A 20,747-nucleotide genomic window follows, 5' to 3' on the forward strand; every position below is an offset into this window, starting at 1 on the left:
AAGTTTAAAACGGCGTGTTCAACGCCCAGCCTTACCGCGACTTATGTTGAGGGACTACTCAAATATGCCTTTGCCGCAGCAACATCATTATGGATTTGCTTGATCAAAACGTCCACTGATGAAAATTTAACCTCATCTCGTAATTTGTGCAAGAAAAACACTTGCAGCATTTCACCATATAAATTGCCATCAAAATTAAATAAATGAATTTCGAGGATATTTTTTGTACCATCAACCGTTGGTCTAGATCCTAAATTGGCCACCCCTTCTAACCATTCGCCATTAGCTCTGCGTACCTTGACGCAAAACACCCCTTTCAGAGGAAGAGCTAGGCGATGCATAGTCAGATTAGCAGTCGGGATTCCCCATTCTCTTCCGCGCTCATTTCCTTTAACCACCCGACCGCAAAGACTAAACGTTCTACCGAGTAAAACTGATGCTTGCTCAAGCTGACCTTGTACTAGTGCCTCTCTAATTTTAGTCGAACTTATGCGAATATGGTTAATCGAATAATCGGGAAAAGTTTCCACGATACAATTGGACTGTTCGCCCATTCTTTTCAGTAAAGACACATCTCCTGAACGATCTTGTCCAAAATGAAAATCCGCTCCGACTAATAAATAGTTAGCCTGTAGCCAAGAAAAAAAATAACGCTGAGCAAATTCTTGAGCTGACAATAAAGCAAAAGCCTCATTAAATTTAAGGCAGCAAAGATAGTCAACTTTGCAAGATTCAAGCACTTCCGACTTTTCCCGCAAACTTGTTAGTCTAGCAGGAGCCTGCTGGCCACGAAAATATTCAGCAGGTTGCGGTTCAAATAAAAGAACTACCAGGGGTAATTGTCGTTTATCTGCTTGTGCCCTCAAAGCAGCTAGCAGCGCTTGATGTCCTAAGTGTACACCATCAAAATTACCAATAGCCGCTACTGTACCCTCCGAAAAATAAGGAACTTTAGCCAATCCGCGTAACAGCTTCATATTAAATCAAAAGATAAAAAGAAAAGATTATACCGAGTTTATTTAAGATTGCGAAATCAAAATAAAAATAGACTCATTTTTTTCAAGTTTGCATAGAGAATGTGCTTAAGTATTTAATAATGGTTGTTGGTCATAGGGTCCACAAATTAGGTTGGCCCCTGAAACAACCTAATTTGAAAAAACCTTGCTTGGCTCAACAACACTACCAATTATCCTCAGTGTTTTACGCCTTATCTTATCCCCACGCACTAGCTTTACCTGCCGCAGTGGAACATCAAAAAGTTGAGCGATAAATTTAAGTAATGCATCATTTGCTCGGCCTTCAACAGCCGGGGTGTTTAAGCGAATTTTAAGCGCATCATCGTGTATTCCAACGATTGCTGTTGATTTTGCACCTGGTTGAGCATAAACATAAATTGTTAGGCCTTCAGCATCGGATTTATACCACACGACTCATTCCTTGATTCATTGTGAGGAAGGGGATTTATTTCGTGAAGGTAATTGAGCACTTTCTTCCTCACGATGCTTTTCAGACTGAGTATCTTCCTTCTCGCCATTGCTGTCAGAACTATGAGGAGAGAATAGTAAATGTCTCCCTAAAACACCTCTATTATATTTCTGGACACGTTTTACTTCCTTAGTTCTCTCTTGCTCAGCTTCAACAGGCGAGTGCTCACCAAAACGACGCTGCGCCATGAGGACATATTCTATAAAATTAAGCCTTTCGCCGTAAGTTAAATCAAATTGAGATTGATAGGAAAATACATAATTGTAAATAGACTGATTAGCAATTTTGTCTCGATATTGCGGGTTATCAAATTCATTATCCGTACTAAATAGAACCGTCTCAACGCCATCAACCTGCTCAATGAGTCTTAATACCGCTGTTTTTTGATCAGGAGCGACCTCAAAGAAAAATCGTTTAGGTTCACCAGCAAGAATATTTACACAGGCATTGATTAAAAAAAATGGAATTTGATAAAAACCTTGTTCGTCTCTGGCCACAGACAACGGCAATAAACCTCGTTTGAGATCCTCTGATAAGATAGGATCAGTAATTTCATATCGTATGTAGGGAGGGGCATTATACTCTTCTAATTCAGTAATTCTCTGGATTTGAAAATTACAAACATAAGATTCCACTCCTAAATTTTTGATAACTTTCTCGCGCAAATCTCTTTTTATGTTGAATTGCTCATATATTCTTTGATTTCTTATATCCATCAAATAGAGATCTAAATCAACACTAACAGTGTTCGAAGCAATACTGATGCAACCTTCATGGCTTGCGTAATAAGCAGCACAAGTGAGTAGCTCAGTAAAGGAAATATTATCCCCAGCAAAACCAGTATGATAAGGAATTGTCTCTTGTCCTCCAGTATGATCACTCAATTGGTCATGGGTAGTTAAATTAGTAACTGTGAAATTGACTGAATGGCTAGTAGGCTGTTCGCCGCCTAAGTTAACCGATAACCCTCTTTCATTAGAGTTAAAATCAATGTCGCGCCTCATCAATTTTACTCTTTTTTCCCTAGTCATGCCTTCATCATATCCCCTATAGACAAAAGGAGAAAAAGATTCATTTAAATTATGTAGGCGAACAAGTTCATTTTTAATTAGATTTTGAAAATATAAAATGGATTCTGAACGAATTGTTTCGCTGATAATGGCGATTGTTATCTCTAAAATATCGCTACCTTGTTTTTTGATTTCATCCCTAGAAAGATTAAAATTAGTTTCCAGCCAGCGATAAATAAATTCCTCTTTTTTGTTGGGTGATCCCTTATTAGTATTAAAGAATGCAACCAGGTCGATTAATTCATACACCCTATCTCTCTGATTAATATCGTCAATTTGATAAGCAATAGTATGAAGTCTCGCAAAAAAAGTTAACTCTTTATCCCAAATTGCCAAGGGAATTTGATCCAACCACTGGTAAACAAGATTATTCAATATCTTTTGATGTAGTTTGTTAGCTATTTCATTGAATGTTTCTTCATCTTTAAGGAAGTTTTGTAGGTAATAGGCATAAAATGAATCCATTCTTAATTGAAATTCATGAAATTTAAAAACAGATGCATCTAACATGGTGCTCATTATGAAGGACTTAGATTCTTCATTTCTAGTTTCCATCTCCTTGATGATGAAATGAGTAAAATCCTCTCTAGCTTCTGATAAGCGTTGGCTAACACTTTCAAAATCCTGTAATTTTAAATTCACTTCTTTTATTTGTTGACTGAAATGTTTTTTATTATCTTTGTATCTTTTATAGCGATCAAACCAGTACCTAAGATCCTGTTCTTTTTCTAAAAAAAAATCCCAATGCTGAAGATAATGCTCCTGAATGAAATCAGAAAAATCCTCTTTTTTTACCTCAGCTTTGTATGCCTTTTTGAACAAATCTTCTATCTTATTTTCTTGAATTTTTTTGGAAGCGTATTCGAAATCTTTTTCGTTATTATCCATATATCTATTATTAGCATGTTGATGTATCAGTATATTTTCTAATTGTTTCTCCTCTTTTTGTAATTTCAAGCGAAAATTAAGATAAGAAATGATAGTAAAGAACACAAGCGCGTCTTCATCATTAGAATTTTCAGCTATTTCTGTCAGAGCGCTGATATAGTGATTAAGGCCTATTTGGTTCGTTAATAAACTATCCAACATTTCATGATAAGCTGCTGCATAAACTTGATTATGATCAACCGGACTCTGCCCCGTCGTTCTCGTTAAATAATTAACAACAACTCTAGCCGAGGTCACATTGACAGCTCGTAAAATATCGGCATATCTTCCTACAACTTCGGAAGAAACCTCATAAGAAGAATGCGAAAAAATGGCTTGGACTTTTCTATGAATATCCCAAGGCGTTTCATTGTTTTTGTTGACAGCTTCCTCAAGCTCTGGTGCCTTATGGCGTAGCCAATCTGCGATAGAAGACTCCTCTTGATCCATGGCATATAAACAGTGGAGAAGAGTATTTCCTTCATCAGTTTTGGCATAGATTAAATCTGGAGTTTCTTCGATTAGTTGCTGTAACCATTCTAGATCACCCTCTTTAATTGCTTGAAAAAGTGCAATTTCTTTATCGTCTAGCATAAATTTTTCTTGGGCATGAAAGATAAGTAATTATACATCGATATGGCTATTATTCTATCAATTTAGTTGTGTTAGTTTTTAGCTTAAAAATTTAAGCGACCACGATGAGAAAAACGGTTTAGTCCTTATTTCCAGCAAACCGTTTTCTAACGACCACAAAGAAAATGGGCACGAAAAAGATTGCTAAGACTGTTGCGGTGAGCATCCCTCCAGCGACCCCCGTACCTACAGCATTTTGCGCACCTGAACCTGCACCGGTGCTTATTACCAAAGGAAGAACACCAAAAATGAACGCGATTGAAGTCATTAAAATCGGACGTAAGCGCATGCGGACCGCTTCAAGGGTAGCCTCAATCAGTCCTTTATTTTCTTTCACGATCAGATCCTTGGCAAATTCAACAATTAAAATCGCATTTTTTGCTGATAAACCAATCGTTGTTAACAGTCCTACTTGGAAATAGACATCATTATTCATGCTACGAAGACTTGCAGCTAATAAGGCACCGATAACGCCAAGCGGAACCACAAGCATGACAGAAAACGGAATGGACCAACTTTCGTATAAAGCCGCCAAACATAAGAACACAACCAGTAAAGAAATTGCATATAAAGCAGGCGCTTGATCACCGGACAAACGTTCTTGATAGGACATACCAGTCCAATCGTAACCTACGCCTGGGGGTAATTTATCTGCTAATGAAGCCATTAACTGCATTGCTTCACCACTACTTTTCCCCAAAGCTGCTTCCCCCAAAATTTCCATCGAAGGTAACCCGTTAAAACGTTCTAATCGTGGTGAACCATATCTCCAATAGGTTGAACCAAAGGCTGAAAAAGGAACCATTTGTCCTTTATCGCCTCTTACAAACCAAGATTTACTATCATCGGGCAGCATTCGATAAGGAGCGGCGCCCTGTACATATACTTTTTTTACTCGACCGCGATCAATAAAATCATTCACATAAGCACTACCTAAAGCGATAGATATCGTTTGATTAATATCAGTAATTGCAACACCTAAGGCGTTCGCTTTTTCTTGGTCAATAGCTAATTTAAACTGTGGAGTGTCTTCCAACCCATTGGGTCTAACACGCGCAAGAGTATCTGGATGCTGAGCGATCATCCCTAAGAGTTGATTACGAGCTTCTGTTAATTTTTCATGACCAATATTAGCCTTATCAACTAATTGAAAATCAAATCCACTTGCGGTGCCCAATTCAATAATGGCAGGCAAGTTAAAAGCGAAAACCAAACCGTCTTTGATATGCGAAAATTCACCCATCGCTCTTGCAATAATTGCAGGAACCTTATTCTCTACCCCTTCCCGTTTATCCCAACTTTTTAAGGTGCTAAAAGCAATACCCGAATTTTGGCCACGACCATTAAAACCAAAGCCTACGACTGTAAACGTCGATACAACATTATCTTTTTCTTTGGTCGCATAATAACGATAAATTTGGTCCGCAACTTTTTGGGTACGCTCTTGAGTCGCTCCCGCGGGCAATTGCATCATCGTTAAAACAAGGCCTTGATCTTCCTCGGGCAAAAACGAGGTAGGTAAGGTTAAGAACAGATATCCCATCCCTAAAACAATCAATAAGTAAACGAGAAGATATCGTCCTGTTTTACGCAGAAGTTTTTCGACGCTGTCGTGGTAAAGATGAGTAGCTCGGTCAAAACCTCGATTAAACCAGCCAAAAAAACCTGTCTTCACCTGTTCCGTTGCGGTTAGAGGTTTTAGGATGGATGCACATAAAGCAGGCGTTAAAATGAGCGCTACTAAGACTGAAAGAGCCATTGCCGATACAATCGTCACAGAGAACTGACGATAAATGACGCCAGTTGAACCTCCAAAAAAGGCCATCGGAATAAAAACTGCGGAAAGGACCATGGCAATACCAACAAGAGCTCCCTGAATTTGCCCCATCGAACGACGTGTTGCTTCTTTCGGTCCCAACTTTTCCTCAACCATTACTCGTTCAACGTTTTCAACAACGACAATTGCATCGTCCACCAGCAAACCAATGGCAAGCACCATCCCGAACATGGTGAGCGTATTAATGGAGAAACCTAAAATGGATAAAATAGCGAAGGTCCCTAACAAAACGATAGGCACAGCAATAGTAGGAATTAAGGTTGCTCTAATATTTTGCAAAAACAAGTACATAACTAAGAAGACAAGGATAATTGCTTCGCATAGCGTTTTCAGCACCTCATGGATCGACAGCTTCACAAAAGGGGTCGTATCGTAAGGGTATACAATTTTAAAATCTGGAGGGAAAAAAGGTTCCATATTGGCAACAGCAGCTTTCACGGCCGCTGCTGTATTTAAAGCATTTGCACCAACGGCTAACTTGATACCCAAACCAGCCGCTGGTTTGCCATTATATCGCGCAATGACATCGTAATTTTCACCACCAAGTTCAACCCGCGCAACATCACGTAACCGCACTTGCGAACCGTTCGAATTAACTTTAAGTAATATTTTTCCAAATTCATCAGGTGATTTTAAACGTGTTTGAGCAATAATCGAGGCGTTTAATTGTTGTCCGCTGACAGCCGGGGTGCCACCTAATTGACCCGCAGCAATTTGATTATTTTGCGCTTTAATTGCATAAATAATATCGCTTGGCTGTAATTGATAATTATTCAACTTATTAGGATCCAGCCAGATTCGCATCGAATACTGGGAGCCGAAAAGTTGTACATCGCCTACCCCATTTAAGCGGCTAATGGAATCTTTAATATTCGACGATACATAATCAGCTAAATCGTACTGATCCATGGTGTCATTCTCAGACACGGCACCTAACACTAAAAGAAAACTGCTGCTGGATTTTTTTACTCTTATCCCTTGTTGTTGTACCTCTTGTGGCAATAAAGGCATTGCCAGCTGTAATTTATTTTGCACCTGCACCTGAGCTATATCCGCATTAGCCTTGGAATCAAAGGTCAGGGTTATAGTCACAGTCCCAGAGGAATCGCTTTGCGAAGACAGATACATGAGGTTATCAATTCCACTCATGTTTTGTTCAATAATTTGCGTGACCGTATCTTGAACAGTTTGAGCATCGGCCCCTGGATAAATCGCCGTAATCGCTATTGCGGGAGGGGCAACCGAAGGATATTGTGCCACCGGCAACTTTAAAAGCGCTAAAGCGCCCACTAGCATCACAAGAATAGCCAGAACCCAAGCAAAGATTGGTCTATCTATAAAAAAATCTGACATATTTAACTGCTCTTCTGAGAACTAGGCTCAGGTTTATCGCCTGCCGCCATATTTTTCGAACCATCTTCGGCTTCAACCGCAGTTACCACAACTCCAGGACGTATTTTTTGCTGACCAGTAACAACTACTTTATCGCCAGCATTCAATCCGCTTACAACAACCCATTTATCGCGAATCGCTTGGCCTGTCACCAATTTTCGCATTACGACCTTGCCTTGAGCATCAACAACTAACGCTGTGGCTTCACCTCGCGCGTTGCGAGTAATCCCTTGCTGCGGCGCTAAAATGGCTTGATCTTTGACTCCTTCAATTATTCGTGCACGCACAAACATACCCGGTAATAATTCAAGATTCTGGTTAGGGAAAATAGCTCGCAAAGTGATTGAACCAGTTGCCTCATCGACAGTCACATCAGAAAATTGTAAAGTCCCCTTTTGGGAATAGATACTGCCATCCTCAAGAAACAACTGAACCGCAACGCTATCAGCGCCTTTGGTCAGCGAGCCTTTTACTAATTCTCGTTTTAATCGCAAAAATTCAGTCGATGATTGCGTGACATCCACATAAATTGGATCAAGTTGTTGAATGGAAGCTAAGGCCGTAGGTTGATTCGCTGTAACTAATGCCCCTTCTGTGACCCTCGATTTCCCGATACGTCCGGTAATTGGAGAATTTACCTTTGTGTAGAGGAGATTAATATGTGCATTTTCCAAGGCTGCCTTTGCAGCAATAATCGCTGCGTCGTTCTGTTTTGTGGTAGCAACGGCGGTATCGTAAATTTGACGACTTACATAATGAGTCCCCAACAGAGGCTTATATCGATTAACTGTTAGATGACCAATTTCAGCATTGGCTTCGGCTTTAGCAAGCTCTGCCTGAGCACTCTTATACGCCGCTTGATAAGTAGCGGGATCAATTTGATATAAAGACTGCCCGGCGTGAACGTCGCTACCTTCGGTGAATTGGCGCTTTAAAATAATTCCACCCACCTGCGGTCTTACTTCCGCCACACGATAGGCATGCGTCCTGCCTGGTAATTCTGTCGTTAGGGTAAGTTTTTCTGTTTTAAGCGTGACAACCCCTACTTCAGGAGCTGCTTTAACCATTTTTGATTGCTCATTACTGCAACTTGTGACTAAAGCCAAGCTAGAACAAATGAATACGAAAGCAAATCGCATGAATCTACCTTTATCTTCCATAAAACACCTTAATACAACTAGGATTCCCATTATTTGGGGGGACACAAGAATAACCTGCTGGAAACTAGATAACAACTTTATTCTATAAAAGTGAATGGTTAAACCATCTGGCGAATCGCTGGACTTGACCTGTTCATTTTAAACCCCACTTCAGGGAGCGGTGACGCTACAGAGCTCTTTCAGGCAGTCCATAAAAATTTCACATAAATTTTGAGTTCTATTGCAATTTTTATTAAAGAAGTTTAGCTTTTTTATTTTTAATCCAGCCCATAGGCATATTCCAGGAGTAACCGCAATTATGGAAAGTGCAATAATTTGCTTAATTCTTTTGCTTTTAATGGTTATATCCGGCGTTATTTCCCGGTTCGTGCCCTCATTACCCACGCCAATTACTCAAGTGACTTTAGGGGCTCTTATTGCACTCTTTTTCCCAAACTTTCATCTTGCATTCCATCATGAACTTTTTATGTTATTGTTTATTCCTCCCTTACTTTTTAGCGATAGCTGGCGCTTTCCCAAACGTGAGTTTTTGTTAAATAAAAGAACAATCATTACTTTATCCATTGGTCTTGTTTTTTTTACTGTAGCAGGAATAGGTTTTCTGGTGCATTGGCTAATTCCGACTATCCCCTTGCCAGCCGCCTTTGCTTTAGCAGCAGCCTTATCCCCAACTGATGCAATAACGCTTAGATCCATGACTGCAAAAGTCCGAATGCCAGAGCAAATTATGCATATTTTACAAGGTGAAGCCCTTTTAAATGACGCATCAGGGCTGGTTTCATTTAAATTTGCAGTCGCTGCGATGCTTACGGGTGTTTTTTCGATGAGTAAAGCGATAGTTAGCCTGCTTCTCATTGGATTTGGCGGAATGATTGTTGGAGCGATTCTAACTTATCTTTTTGTTGCACTTTTAGGTCAATTAACAGGAAAAAATGAGCACGAAACCACGACAGAAAATTTACTTTTACTTCTACTTCCTTTTACAGCTTACCTCGCAGCAGAAAAATTGGGATTTTCAGGAATACTTGCAGCAGTTTCCGCGGGATTTACTATCGATAAAGCAGGCTTTTTAGATAGAACAATGGCAAGAATGCGCATCGAAGGCCATTTTGTCTGGGGCATGCTAGATATCACTTTAAACGGGCTTATCTTTATTCTTTTAGGATTATATTTACCTCATGCGCTGCAATTACTTGCTCACACAGGCTATAGCTTATCCGACTGCGCCGAAATTATTGCCCTCATCACCTTAACTCTTGTCTTTCTACGTGCATTGTGGATTTATTTAACTATACCCTTTGAGGTTTTAATTGCCCGACGCCGTCATACCACTTGGCGTTGGCCCAATCTAAGAGTTGTAGCCGTTATTTCGCTGGGTGGCGTACGCGGGGCAGTCGCATTAGCGGCTATCTTATCTTTGCCTATTTTAATGACAGATGGCACGGCTTTCCCAGAACGCGATCTTTTGATTATTCTAGTTGTTGGGGTTGTTCTTTGCTCATTACTTATCGGCACTATCGCTCTACCTATCCTCCTACCTGGGCTCCAGAAGCTCATTGATAACCCACCTAACAATGAAGAAAATGAAGCAATCATCGCAGCTGCTCAAGCAGGCATTCACGCCATTGAAAATCAAATAAAACTCTTCGGTGCTAAAGCTGATGAACAAGATGCTGCTATTTTTATGCAAGTGGGTAACTCGCTTATGGCCGGTCTTAATCAATACATTATTTCAAATATTGGTGCTGAAACTGAGAAATTAACGAGTATAAAAGCAATAGAATTTGAAGATCAGTTGCGCCTTATCGCTTTAGAAGGAGCAAGGCAAGAATTACGGCTGCTTAGGAAACAACGTAAAATTAATAATACGACGATGATGACAATTATTGCTAGACTTGATTTACGACAGATTTCGTTAATGAGTAGTTCAAAGCATAAATTGCATTTAAAAGTACCCAATTAGCACTTGCTGAAAAGAAATGCTCAAAGGATGATGAGAGATTACCGCCTTACAGAAACTGGGCTGCTTTTACTCAACTCCATAGGAGAATGAAATGCTGGGATGGCTTGTCAGAATGCTTCTTGTTGTATCTAGTTCGATAACAAGCTTGTTTATATCTCGTGATGTGCTTAATTTTAGTATTTTCAAAATGGTTATTGCTGTTTTGCTTTTTACTTTGTTTGTTTTTATCGTTGCTTTTTGGCCCTCATTAGTTAATTTGTTCAGACGCGAAAAGAAGGAAAAGGATAATTAATCACTCCGATGCTTCGCATTTACAAATTAAGCTCATAAAATAAGCAAGCCACTAATTTTTCAGGTATACTTAATAGATTTCAATACGAATTTGGCCCATTCCAGGGAACAACCATGGCTCAACCACTTATTAATATTACTCGCAAACAAGCCTTGGTTTTCGCCTGCTTTTTAGTGTTGTATGAGTTTCTTACCTACATTGCCAACGACATGATTATGCCTGGCATGCTTAAAGTAGTTGAATCATTTCATGGGTCTGAAACTGCGGTTGCCACCTCTTTAACTGCTTATATTCTAGGAGGAGCAAGCTTACAACTATTCCTTGGCCCCCTTTCTGATCGATATGGTCGCAGACCAGTTATGCTTGCTGGCGCTCTGCTTTTTTTATTTTGTACCATTGCCATTGCTTGCTCAAATTCGATGGAACATTTTTTAATCGCTCGCTTTTTCCAAGGTATGGGCTTATGTTTTATCGGCGTTATTGGCTATGCAACTTTGCAGGAAATTTTCGCGGAAATGGATGCTATTCGCTTAATCTCTGTCATGGCAAATGTGTCTACCATCGCGCCCTTACTAGGCCCCTTGCTTGGAGCCGCGTTTATTCATTATTTCAGCTGGCGTTTAATTTTTGTCATTATTGGCCTGTTTGCTCTTCTAGCACTTTGGGGATTGTGGAAATTTATGCCTGAACCCATTGGCCAAACAAAACGAGATGGTGAACAAATTAAGCGTATTTCCTTATCACCACGAACCGTTTTAACCAACTATAAAAATTTATTTATCAATCCCTCATTTATGTTGGGATCAATTGCGCTTGGCTTAATGGGATTGCCTTGTGTTGCTTGGATCGCTCTTGCGCCTGTTATTTTAATCGCTAATGCAAAATTATCCGTTATTCAATATGGTTTATGGCAAATTCCCTTGTTCGCAGCTTGTATTTTTGGTAACTGGGTCCTCCTGCGGTTAACGCATCGGGGTAGCGTTAAAAAAATTCTTCGCATAGGCTCCGCAATTGTAGGCATCGGTTTGCTTACTAGCTTCCTTCTACCCTTGACCATAAACCAGCATTTTATCTGGCTATTGCCTGGTCTTATTGTTTATTTTTTTGGTCTAGGTATCGCTGGAGCACCGCTAAATCGTTTCATTCTTTTCTGCACGCCAATCGGTAAAGGAACAACTTCGGCCTTAATGAGTATGATTGGTATGTGTTCACAAGCTATTGGGATAGAAATAGCTAACTACTTATATGAATCACATAATAATATCCTCTTTGGATTGTTCTGCGCATTGCTTGCTCTTTTGTATTTTATCTTTTTGGGTGCTGTACTTTTTCTCAACAGGGGTAATGAAGAAAATAAAAATTAATTCGCTTTACTTGTAGTTAGCTGTTGGGCACGTTACAAATGAGAGAAGGAATATTTAATAAGGAATGAATAATGAAATTATATTACTCTAAAGGTGCTTGTTCGTTGGCTGTTCGCATCGTTATTAACGAAATTGGCCTCGATTGCGAGTATGAGTCAGTTGATTTGAAAACTAAAAAAACAGAGAAAAATAACGATTATCTCTCCATTAATCCAAAAGGAGGAGTACCTGCTTTGGAGTTAGATAATAAACAAGTCCTTAGCGAAAATATTATTATTCAACAATACCTTGTCGATGAATATAAAGCCACCCATCTCTGTCCTCCAATGGGTGATTTAAATCGCTATTTTGTACTTGGATGGTCTAATTACGTTTCTTCTGAATTGCATAAAGGTTTCAGTAACTTATTTAATTCAGCTATTCCAGCTGAATTAAAAGAAACAATCTTCATTCCTGTTATTAAAAAGAAGTTTGACTATGTTGACAAACACCTCGCTAAAAATAATTTTTTAACCGGCGATCAGTTTGCAATGCCAGATGCCTATCTATTTGTAATACTTTTATGGGCTTCGAACATGAAAATTGATCTTAATGAGTACGCTCATTTAAGACGTTATTTTGCAGAACTTCAAAAAAGACCAGCGATTATTAAATCGCTTCGAGAAGAAAATATAGACCTGGCTGCGTGATCTTTTAGTTTCGCAAATAGGAGAATCCATCTAGTAGGTTGGGCCAAGGCCCAAACTACAGGTCTAACATCCTCCGAGCTTATTATCCAACTGATTTCTGCAAATAGGCAGGATTCGTTGTGCGGAGGAAAATTTGTGTGAAGTAAAGTTTTCCTCTTTTATCACGTGCCAAACCTATACCGGTGAGATTATAATTTCCTTCAATATTTCTGCGATGCCCTCTGCTAGTAAGCCAATTTCGTACAACATCTTTCGCATCTTTATAATTATAAGCGACATTCTCCGATCCACCCTGACATTGTTGAATTGCATTGAATAGGCGGTGGATCCGTTTGTCGAAATATTGATGACCAAAAGGAATTGCATGGTTTGCCATATCGCGGCTATGCTTTGCAGCTTCTGCTGACATTAGGTTATTCATTTTTAGAGGTTTTAGACCACGTTTAGCTCGGTATTCATTCACATAAACTAAAATAGCTTTTTGATTTGCACTATCAACTGTTTCCGTCTTTTTTATTGGAGATTGGGCAGCTATTGTGGACTGGAATAAGCTCATTAAAAAACTAACAAGCACTAATATTTTAAACTTTCGCATCATACTTGACCCTTATTTTTTCTGTCTGATTTAGAGTCGACAATGATGGTAAAAAATTCTCCAATTGTCTAGTGATTTAAAATAATATTTCAATGTAAAAATAGTATATCGTCGCCCCCTTTGTAGGGCGACGATATAAAAATTAATGGCTTGATTTTTGAGATTTATACAAATTAACTTTCGATCGCTTTTTAAGGAATTGTTTCATCAATTGTGCATTGTTTGTTTCTACTTGCGTGCCAACAACAATGCAATTTTCTCCAGTATTGTTGCAGAAAATATCATTGAATTTTGCGGAATTGTTTATAGAAAAAGAAGTATCTTTTTCCCAAAGTTTTCCAGCATCATTCGTTGTATAGAGAAGTGGATTTACAATTGGAATTGAAGCAATCCGCCTCAAAGTCCACCCTACTACCTTGCAACGTTTTCCGGAGTCATCACAATGTATCGAGGACAATCCAAACTTACCTGGTTTGGTAGTAATAAAATTCTTATCACTCCAATCCAAACCACCATTACGAGTAATAAAAGAATAGGGTTGGTAATTAGAGGTAAAATAATCATAGTCATAGCCAAGGGTTAAGCACTGCATACCTGAACCATCACAAGCGATATCAGCTAAGGCGCCAGCACTAGACACTGTTTCTTTCATAGGTAATACAATGGGTTTACTCCAATGCTCACCTGCATCTTGAGTATGGTATACAATGGGGTTTAGCGAATAGTAATTACTAAAAAAAGAGGTTGCGATCACTGAGCCACCAACCGCCACGCAATTGCGTCCAGAAAAATTGCAACTAACGCCAAAGAGAATAGTTCCGTGGTAATCGTCATCTGATGCCTGGTACGATGGAATCTTTAATGAACTGTATAACTTCCAGGTTTCTCCCGCATTCTTAGTTGAGTAAACAAACGGTAGAGCTTCATTATCACCCATTAGTCCTCCTACAATCGTGCAAACAACTCCACTCACATCGCATGAAATTGAAGTAGCTAAAGAATCATTCTTATAAACTTGGCTCTTATTGACTGATTTGGGTAAGGGAAGTATTTTCGGCTCACTCCAGGTTAGACCTCCATCTTGAGAAGAGTAAACAATCGGGGTAGGTATTCTATTAATAATGGCCGAACTGGTAACCTTACAACTCTGCCCAGAATCATTGCAGTGAATATTTGCTGAATTTGGATCGTCACTTAACGTTGGAGTAAGTTCTTCTTTGGGTGCTGTTAAAATCGTTGGCTCCCCCCAAGTTTTGCCTCCATCTTGACTAACATATGCAAGTCGCTCATGTAGATGATACTCGGCCCCAAAACCAACCGCGATACATTGAGTAGCAGTTTTATCGCAAGATACAGCATGTAATCGGTTTAATTTCGTATTAAAACGAATAGTAGTCGTTTTGTTAGACGTGACCTCTGCGAAACCGGAAGCTGAAACACAGAGCATCGATAACAATGCAAGACTTACAGATTTTTTCATAATAATCCTCAGCAATAAAAATCCGGCTTATTATGATAAATCTCAGTTCTGATGAAAAGGTTCATTCTATTAATTTTCTATTTTGTCATAAAGTTTAATTAATGATCAGAATAAATGATAAATCAGATAGTTAGGTGGATACTTTCCTGTTAAATCCTAATCACAGCCGCACCTGTAAAACGGCCAAAGCGAAGATCATCAAGAGCTTGATTCACTTCCGTTAAGGGATAGCTATGAATTTCTGTTTTTACCGGAATTTGGGGAGCTAATGATAAAAACGCTTCTCCATCCTTTCTGGTCAAATTCGCTACTGAACACAAAGTACGTTCTCCCCAAAGAATTTCATAAGGAAAACTAGGGATATCACTCATATGGATCCCCGCGCAAACAACGATGCCGCCCTTTTCTGTATTACTTAAGGCCAAGGGAACAAGTTGGCCTACTGGAGCAAAAATAATAGCGGCCTCAAGTAGCTGCGGGGATTTTTGCTCGGAACTGCCTGCCCATGTTGCGCCTAGTTCATACGCAAAATCCTGAGCTGCGCGATCACCTGGACTAGTAAAGGCGTATAGTTTTCGTCCCTGCTGACGCGCAACTTGAATAATAATATGCGCCGCAGCACCAAACCCGTATAAACCGAGATGCTTTGCGTTTTCAGTCTTCATTAAGGCGCGATAACCAATTAAACCTGCACAAAATAATGGAGCAGCCTGTTGATCGGGATAACCTTCTGGTATCGGAAAACAAAAACGCGAGTCCGCAACACAATATTCTGCAAAACCACCATCAATTTGATAGCCAGTAAACTTTGCTTGATCGCATAAATTCTCACGACCTGACAAACAAAAATGACAGCTTCCACAACTTCCGCCTAACCACGGAACCCCCACTCGCTGTCCCAATGCAAATCCTTTGACATTTTTGCCCAATTGTTCGACGCAGCCAACAATTTGATGCCCCGGGATAAGCGGTAGTTTAGGATGTTTTAATTCACCATCCATCACATGTAAATCAGTTCGACAAATTCCACAAGCACTCACTTTAATGAGAATTTGATCTACTGTTGGCTGAGGTTTTTCTACCTCAACATAATTCAATTTTTGCTGTGGTTTTTCCATTAACATTGCATGCATCAAATCGACCTTATTTTAATAGGGCTATAATTTATAAGAATAATACAATTAATGCAGATTTGTTTAGAGATTAAAGACAGATGGAAAAATATGTTGATCGCTATGAAGCAGGAAAAATCCTAGCTGAGCAACTAAAAGAGTATGCAAATGATCAAAATACCATTGTATTAGGCTTAGCACGTGGCGGTGTTCCAGTGGCCTATGAAATTGCAAGGACACTTTCACTTCCGCTCGATGTGTTGATCGTTAGAAAATTGGGAGTTCCCGGACATGAGGAACTGGCGATGGGAGCCATTGTCACTGGTGATGCTGTTGTTTTCAATGACGAAATCATCCACTCCTTTCATTTAAGTGATTCATCAATTCAGAAAGTAATCCAAGTGGAACAAAAAGAACTTCAACGTCGCGAATCGCTCTATCGCCAAGATCGCCCCTCTTTGAACCTCAAAGCCAAGACAGTTATTCTCGTTGACGATGGCATCGCAACCGGTGCATCGATGTTGGCGGCGCTCAAAGCAGTCCGCCTGCAACAACCTGCATCCATTATTATTGCTGTGCCTGTTGCAGCTGATGCAACCTGCAATGATTTGGCAGGACTGGCTGATTACTTGGTTTGTCCATTGAAACCAGTTAATTTCTATGCAGTTGGTTTGTGGTATGAAGATTTCAATCAAACAACAGATGAAGAAATTTTTGAGCTGCTCGCAAAAACAACTACTAATCAGTAACAAACCTGATGTTGTTCATTACAATCCCCGCTGCAGCTAGACCGACTAGCAAGATAAAAATCTTTAATAAATTGTAACCCTTTGTAAATAAACACATAGTCTTCTCTTTACAGGGTTAACTTAGTATAGATCTTCTTGTAAAGGATCGCCGAATAAATCATGCGTTTCAATCTTGATAGTGGCTTATCCTCTGATGAGCAAGACAGGTGTTGTCGCAATTCTTATGATATTCTCTGCTACGCTACCTAAAATAAAGTGGTTAAGTCCTCGCCGACCATGAGTTCCAAGAACAAGCAAATCAGCAGGCCATGTTTGTGATTCCGTCACAATTTTTTCCGCTACTTTGCCTGTGAAAGGCTTAAGTTCAATGAGTTGGCAATCAAAAGAGACTTTTGCTTGACGCAGTTTTTTGCTGATTTTATCTAAAAATTTTAATCCTTCCTCACGATATGCCTGCCAAAGCGTTGCATAGTCAATATGTGTTTCAGAAGAATTAACATAATTTTCATCAACAATATGGATAATACGTAATACGGCTTTCTGAGCTTGAGCAAGTCGAATCGCCTCTTGCAACGCTAGTTTAGAAGCTTCGCTTCCATCTACTGCAATCATAATTCGTTGATAGGTCATCACAGCCTCTGACTCAAGATCGCGTGGAATCTAAAATTACACTTGCTCTGCAAATTATAGTCTAAAATCAATGCTGCTAAGGGAGAGCATTGGGGTGATGGTGGGTCAAGGCCCTAAGGTATTGTCACTTTTTTTTGAATAATATTTCGAGCCAAATCCAGTGTTTTACTGAACCGTTCAGCCTAAGGAGGAGCGCCAGCGACGTCTCGAATGCCTGTCCTGAGGCACTCGAAGGGGTGCTTTTGCACCAAGGCTTCGAGACAGCGCTTCGCGCTTCCTCAGCCCGAACGGATCGAGCTAGTGATTGGAGCAACACCTATTTTTGTTCAAAAAAAAGTGAAGATACCTCAGGCCAAGGCCCAACCTACAGTTCGCTAATACAATGCCAGTTTGAGGTGGAGCATTTTGTGTAGGTGGAACCTAGCCCAAAAAACTCATTACTATCGTGGGCGTACAATTAATACATCGCATTCAGCACCATGAAGAATAGCATTGGCAGTGGAACCAAGTAGCAACGCAAGACCATGTTTTCCATGACTACCTGTGACAATCAAATCGATTTTCTTTTCTTGAGCCACACGAAGAATTTCATTCTTTGTTGAACCGAATTCTATCAGGCAGTGCTTTTCATCCACTTTTAATTGCTTAGCTAAAGCAGCTAATTCCTTTTCAGCTTGCTCACGTATCGACACCTCAACTTCGGCAAATCCGGCAAATCCAGGATATGCATAGGCAGGAATAGGTTCCACCACATGAACGAGAAGTAAATCAGCTTGATTTTCATCAGCAATTTTTTTTGCTTTATGCGCGGCTTTAATTCCAACCTCATCAAAATCAGTCGCGAATAATACCCTTTTGTACATGATTCTCTCCTTGTTACAACACGCTTCTATGGGCTAGCGGACTAGCGGAAAACAGTTTTTATTTCCCATGTTAGCCAGTTTACTATAAAATTCACATCGAACGTAATGCAAACCATGCTAAATATATTTATAAATTCTGTTGACTTTTATTTAAGATATAGCTGAAAGAATAAAGCAAAAATGCGGCCAAGATTAATAGGTTGAACATCTTTGTTGTAAGGAATTCTATGCTGTTAGATATACTGGGTACAGTTACTTCACTTTTATCCACTTATTATTTTATCCGTCTTGATAATAAAGCCTGGTTAATGACTTTATTAGCTACTTGCTTCAACAGTGTTCTCTATTGGCAAAATGGTATCTATGCAGACATGTTACTTGAGCTATTTTATTTTTTAAGTACCTGCTATGGTTGGTATCTCTGGAAAAAACCCACCGAACCACTAGGAAACATACGAAAACTCTCAAAGAAGCAATGGACTTTACTGCTCATAGCAATTATGGGTTGCTTTATTCTTTTTAGTATCTTGCTGACGACCTTTACCCCTTCCAATGTGGTTCTATTGGACGCGCTAACTACTTCATTAAGCCTTGCTGCCCAATGGCTCATGTGCCACAAAGCGCTGGCTACTTGGTTTTTTTGGTTAGTGACTGACAGCATTTATGCCTATATGTATTTCCAAAAACAACTACCTTTTCATTGTTTATTGATGATTGTGTATATGGGGATGGCGATCATTGGTTATCTAACATGGACAAAACAGAAGAGGATTGATCAGTCATTTGGACTTAAGTTGCACCAAGCGTGAGGTGTGGGTGGGTCCTAACAATTAACTGTTCGCAATTTTTTCTCATTCGTTCTATTCACTTTCCCGCTAAAAAAATCGTCCCACTAGTTGAGCTTCTTGCGCGGGAGAAGGAGTGAATCGACAACCCCTCGCCCGCGGAAGGCATCTGAATAATTGGATCATGTTTTTCGCGGGAGATGGAAATCACCTTAGTTAGTCTGACGGCTGTTGGCCTTAGCCCAACCTACGCCTAACCCACTGCCTTAAGCTGTGCAACAGGTCTAATCCAGGGATTAAACTTAGCAAGCTCAGCAGGTAAACCTCTAATTGCAGCTTGAGCCTGATCCATTTGACCAAATTCGCCAATGGTCAAGACGTACCAATCCAAACCATCACGTTTTGTTAAACGAATTTTCGTATTTGCAGCCATTTTATGACTATTAACAAAATGCATCACATCGTCTCGTTTACGGCTTGCCAATACTTGTATGGTAAACTGGCTGCCCGTTGACATTCTGGCTTGGCCAATTTTACTAGGAATAGTCTGAACCGCTGTAACAATTTTAGGTGCTGGTTTTGCTGCTTTTTCTGTTGCATGCAAGGTTTTAGGTATGACTACTACCCTGTCTCTTACTACCATTGAATCGTCCGACTCCTCATCAAGTGCGACGTCAACAATGCGCTTTGGTGAAGGTTGAACCTGTTGTTTTACCGCCGAAGCTAACCAGCCTGGTATCTGACTGGGTCGGCTAGCTAACTCATGATTAATATCGGGTAATTGGCTAACCAAAACTTGTTCTTTTTCTAACGAAGGTACAAGTGGCACTAAAGAAGGTAAAGGTTGACTGATTTCCGCTACTGGTTCGTTTATTTCATACTCTAGCTCTTCTAATGCTTGTGTAGAAGAAGGCAAAAATTGATTTTGCCATATATAGGATGAAGCCATTAAGGCAATTGCCGCAGTAGCCAGAAAACCTAAATTCCTAACAAAAGACTTACGTCTATCTGCCGTATTCATGGGTTCAGGACAAAAATAATCTTTCATTTGACTGTTAATTCTTGCAATACTACCGCCTGTCATCTGATAAAATTGCTCTAACCGTTTTTCGGTCATTGCTTTGTCTAATACTTTGAGCGAAGACAAAGAATTTAATAGATAAGTTTTGGTTTCGACTTCAGTTAAAGCACCTGGTTCTAAAGTATGAATTAAATTGGGTTCTAATTTATTTAAGCTTGCTACCAATGAAAAGCCAGATACTAGGCAAAGATGGAAAAAACCACCCTCCCCTTGATGCTTTATTTCAAACAAAACTTCCTGTAAGAACGAATCAGGCAAATGTTGCGCATCATCAATAATAATTAATACATGCGCTTTTCGCTCGTTAATTTGATTAACCAACTTGGCAAGGCTGATTTCAGTATCCATGCGAAAATGGAAAGCCGCATCCAACTGCGCTAAAAACTCAGGCTGAGAAAAAGGGGCTACAGCCTTCATAACATGCGTTTTAATTTGCGAATCTAAACTTGATTGCAGCAATTCGGCGAAAGTCGATTTACCTGCACCCTGCTCGGCTAAAATAGCTATTAATACATTATTAAATAAGACGAGGTGATTAATATAATCAATCTTAGTAAGCCAAGAGCTGGGCTTAAAAACTTGTTTGGTAACTGGATTATTTTCTTCCTTGATGCCTGGCTCAATTACCTCATTATGCATA

The 20,747-nt window shown here is 39.7% G+C and carries 17 protein-coding genes; 6 read left to right on the forward strand and 11 right to left on the reverse strand.

The features are described from left to right. Positions 1-41: 41 nt before the first annotated feature. The 5 genes from ribF to Ldro_RS09910 form a co-directional block, all read right to left on the reverse strand. Entirely contained in the window at positions 42-977 is a 936-nt protein-coding gene (gene ribF / locus Ldro_RS09890) for a bifunctional riboflavin kinase/FAD synthetase (RefSeq protein ID WP_058496258.1), read from the reverse strand. A 168-nt stretch (positions 978-1,145) separates the two neighbouring features. Continuing rightward, entirely contained in the window at positions 1,146-1,427 is a 282-nt protein-coding gene (locus Ldro_RS09895; protein WP_058496259.1) for a DUF167 domain-containing protein, read from the reverse strand. A 15-nt stretch (positions 1,428-1,442) separates the two neighbouring features. Beyond that, positions 1,443-4,076: a hypothetical protein gene (locus Ldro_RS09900; protein WP_058496260.1), complete on the reverse strand. Its 2,634-nt coding sequence runs from the start codon at positions 4,074-4,076 to the stop codon at positions 1,443-1,445. 118 nt (positions 4,077-4,194) lie between these two features. After that, positions 4,195-7,305 carry an efflux RND transporter permease subunit gene (locus tag Ldro_RS09905; protein WP_058496261.1) on the reverse strand — a complete coding sequence of 1,037 codons (3,111 nt, stop codon included), beginning with the start codon at positions 7,303-7,305 and terminating at the stop codon, positions 4,195-4,197. Between the two features lie 2 nt (positions 7,306-7,307). Then, entirely contained in the window at positions 7,308-8,504 is a 1,197-nt protein-coding gene (locus tag Ldro_RS09910) for an efflux RND transporter periplasmic adaptor subunit (protein ID WP_058496262.1), read from the reverse strand. Positions 8,505-8,802: 298 nt separating this feature from the next. Between Ldro_RS09910 and Ldro_RS09915 the strand changes: the two genes are divergently transcribed. From Ldro_RS09915 to gstA, 4 genes are all read left to right on the forward strand, one after another. Further along, positions 8,803-10,467 (forward strand): Na+/H+ antiporter, encoded by a 1,665-nt coding sequence (locus Ldro_RS09915; protein ID WP_058496263.1) that lies wholly within the window; start codon positions 8,803-8,805, stop codon positions 10,465-10,467. Between the two features lie 91 nt (positions 10,468-10,558). Next, entirely contained in the window at positions 10,559-10,759 is a 201-nt protein-coding gene (locus Ldro_RS09920; RefSeq protein WP_058496264.1) for a hypothetical protein, read from the forward strand. 113 nt (positions 10,760-10,872) lie between these two features. After that, the gene (locus Ldro_RS09925; protein ID WP_058496265.1) at positions 10,873-12,123 is read left to right on the forward strand and encodes an MFS transporter; all 1,251 of its coding nucleotides are present in this window, start codon (positions 10,873-10,875) and stop codon (positions 12,121-12,123) included. 71 nt (positions 12,124-12,194) lie between these two features. Continuing rightward, positions 12,195-12,812, forward strand: coding sequence for a glutathione transferase GstA (gstA, locus tag Ldro_RS09930; protein ID WP_058496266.1), 618 nt, complete (start codon positions 12,195-12,197; stop codon positions 12,810-12,812). 82 nt (positions 12,813-12,894) lie between these two features. On the opposite strand, the gene Ldro_RS09935 is transcribed toward gstA, so the two are convergent. From Ldro_RS09935 to Ldro_RS09945, 3 genes are all read right to left on the reverse strand, one after another. Then, a complete protein-coding gene (locus Ldro_RS09935) occupies positions 12,895-13,410 on the reverse strand; it encodes a CAP domain-containing protein (RefSeq protein WP_058496267.1) in 516 nt (171 codons plus the stop codon). 139 nt (positions 13,411-13,549) lie between these two features. After that, complete coding sequence (locus tag Ldro_RS09940; protein WP_058496268.1) at positions 13,550-14,887, reverse strand: sialidase family protein; 1,338 nt, start codon at positions 14,885-14,887, stop codon at positions 13,550-13,552. Between the two features lie 149 nt (positions 14,888-15,036). Beyond that, a complete protein-coding gene (locus Ldro_RS09945; protein ID WP_058496269.1) occupies positions 15,037-16,020 on the reverse strand; it encodes a zinc-dependent alcohol dehydrogenase family protein in 984 nt (327 codons plus the stop codon). An 80-nt stretch (positions 16,021-16,100) separates the two neighbouring features. Here Ldro_RS09945 and Ldro_RS09950 point away from each other — a divergent pair, with 80 nt between their 5' ends. Beyond that, positions 16,101-16,748 (forward strand): phosphoribosyltransferase, encoded by a 648-nt coding sequence (locus Ldro_RS09950; protein WP_058496270.1) that lies wholly within the window; start codon positions 16,101-16,103, stop codon positions 16,746-16,748. A 183-nt stretch (positions 16,749-16,931) separates the two neighbouring features. Here the strand turns inward: Ldro_RS09950 and Ldro_RS09955 are convergent, their stop codons facing one another. Further along, positions 16,932-17,378: a universal stress protein gene (locus Ldro_RS09955; RefSeq protein ID WP_058496271.1), complete on the reverse strand. Its 447-nt coding sequence runs from the start codon at positions 17,376-17,378 to the stop codon at positions 16,932-16,934. Between the two features lie 440 nt (positions 17,379-17,818). After that, positions 17,819-18,241 carry a universal stress protein gene (locus tag Ldro_RS09960; RefSeq protein WP_058496272.1) on the reverse strand — a complete coding sequence of 141 codons (423 nt, stop codon included), beginning with the start codon at positions 18,239-18,241 and terminating at the stop codon, positions 17,819-17,821. A 227-nt stretch (positions 18,242-18,468) separates the two neighbouring features. Between Ldro_RS09960 and pnuC the strand changes: the two genes are divergently transcribed. Continuing rightward, positions 18,469-19,050 carry a nicotinamide riboside transporter PnuC gene (gene pnuC / locus Ldro_RS09965; RefSeq protein WP_058496273.1) on the forward strand — a complete coding sequence of 194 codons (582 nt, stop codon included), beginning with the start codon at positions 18,469-18,471 and terminating at the stop codon, positions 19,048-19,050. Positions 19,051-19,279: 229 nt separating this feature from the next. Here pnuC and Ldro_RS09970 read toward each other — a convergent pair whose 3' ends face one another. Further along, positions 19,280-20,746 carry an AAA family ATPase gene (locus tag Ldro_RS09970; protein ID WP_058496274.1) on the reverse strand — a complete coding sequence of 489 codons (1,467 nt, stop codon included), beginning with the start codon at positions 20,744-20,746 and terminating at the stop codon, positions 19,280-19,282. Position 20,747 lies beyond the last annotated feature (1 nt).

The sequence above is a fragment of the Legionella drozanskii LLAP-1 genome, assembly GCF_001467585.1.
Classification (GTDB): domain Bacteria; phylum Pseudomonadota; class Gammaproteobacteria; order Legionellales; family Legionellaceae; genus Tatlockia; species Tatlockia drozanskii.

Bases quoted from the DNA above. Each gene is read 5' to 3' on its own strand.
- Ldro_RS09925 (WP_058496265.1), top strand. From the start codon at position 10,873: ATGGCTCAACCACTTATTAATATTACTCGCAAACAAGCCTTGGTTTTC.
- Ldro_RS09910 (WP_058496262.1), bottom strand. From the start codon at position 8,504: ATGGAAGATAAAGGTAGATTCATGCGATTTGCTTTCGTATTCATTTGT.
- Ldro_RS09940 (WP_058496268.1), bottom strand. From the start codon at position 14,887: ATGAAAAAATCTGTAAGTCTTGCATTGTTATCGATGCTCTGTGTTTCA.
- ribF (WP_058496258.1), bottom strand. From the start codon at position 977: ATGAAGCTGTTACGCGGATTGGCTAAAGTTCCTTATTTTTCGGAGGGT.
- Ldro_RS09900 (WP_058496260.1), bottom strand. From the start codon at position 4,076: ATGCTAGACGATAAAGAAATTGCACTTTTTCAAGCAATTAAAGAGGGT.
- Ldro_RS09945 (WP_058496269.1), bottom strand. From the start codon at position 16,020: ATGCATGCAATGTTAATGGAAAAACCACAGCAAAAATTGAATTATGTT.
- Ldro_RS09920 (WP_058496264.1), top strand. From the start codon at position 10,559: ATGCTGGGATGGCTTGTCAGAATGCTTCTTGTTGTATCTAGTTCGATA.
- Ldro_RS09970 (WP_058496274.1), bottom strand. From the start codon at position 20,746: ATGCATAATGAGGTAATTGAGCCAGGCATCAAGGAAGAAAATAATCCA.
- Ldro_RS09960 (WP_058496272.1), bottom strand. From the start codon at position 18,241: ATGTACAAAAGGGTATTATTCGCGACTGATTTTGATGAGGTTGGAATT.
- Ldro_RS09905 (WP_058496261.1), bottom strand. From the start codon at position 7,305: ATGTCAGATTTTTTTATAGATAGACCAATCTTTGCTTGGGTTCTGGCT.
- Ldro_RS09955 (WP_058496271.1), bottom strand. From the start codon at position 17,378: ATGACCTATCAACGAATTATGATTGCAGTAGATGGAAGCGAAGCTTCT.
- Ldro_RS09950 (WP_058496270.1), top strand. From the start codon at position 16,101: ATGGAAAAATATGTTGATCGCTATGAAGCAGGAAAAATCCTAGCTGAG.
- Ldro_RS09935 (WP_058496267.1), bottom strand. From the start codon at position 13,410: ATGATGCGAAAGTTTAAAATATTAGTGCTTGTTAGTTTTTTAATGAGC.
- pnuC (WP_058496273.1), top strand. From the start codon at position 18,469: ATGCTGTTAGATATACTGGGTACAGTTACTTCACTTTTATCCACTTAT.
- Ldro_RS09915 (WP_058496263.1), top strand. From the start codon at position 8,803: ATGGAAAGTGCAATAATTTGCTTAATTCTTTTGCTTTTAATGGTTATA.
- gstA (WP_058496266.1), top strand. From the start codon at position 12,195: ATGAAATTATATTACTCTAAAGGTGCTTGTTCGTTGGCTGTTCGCATC.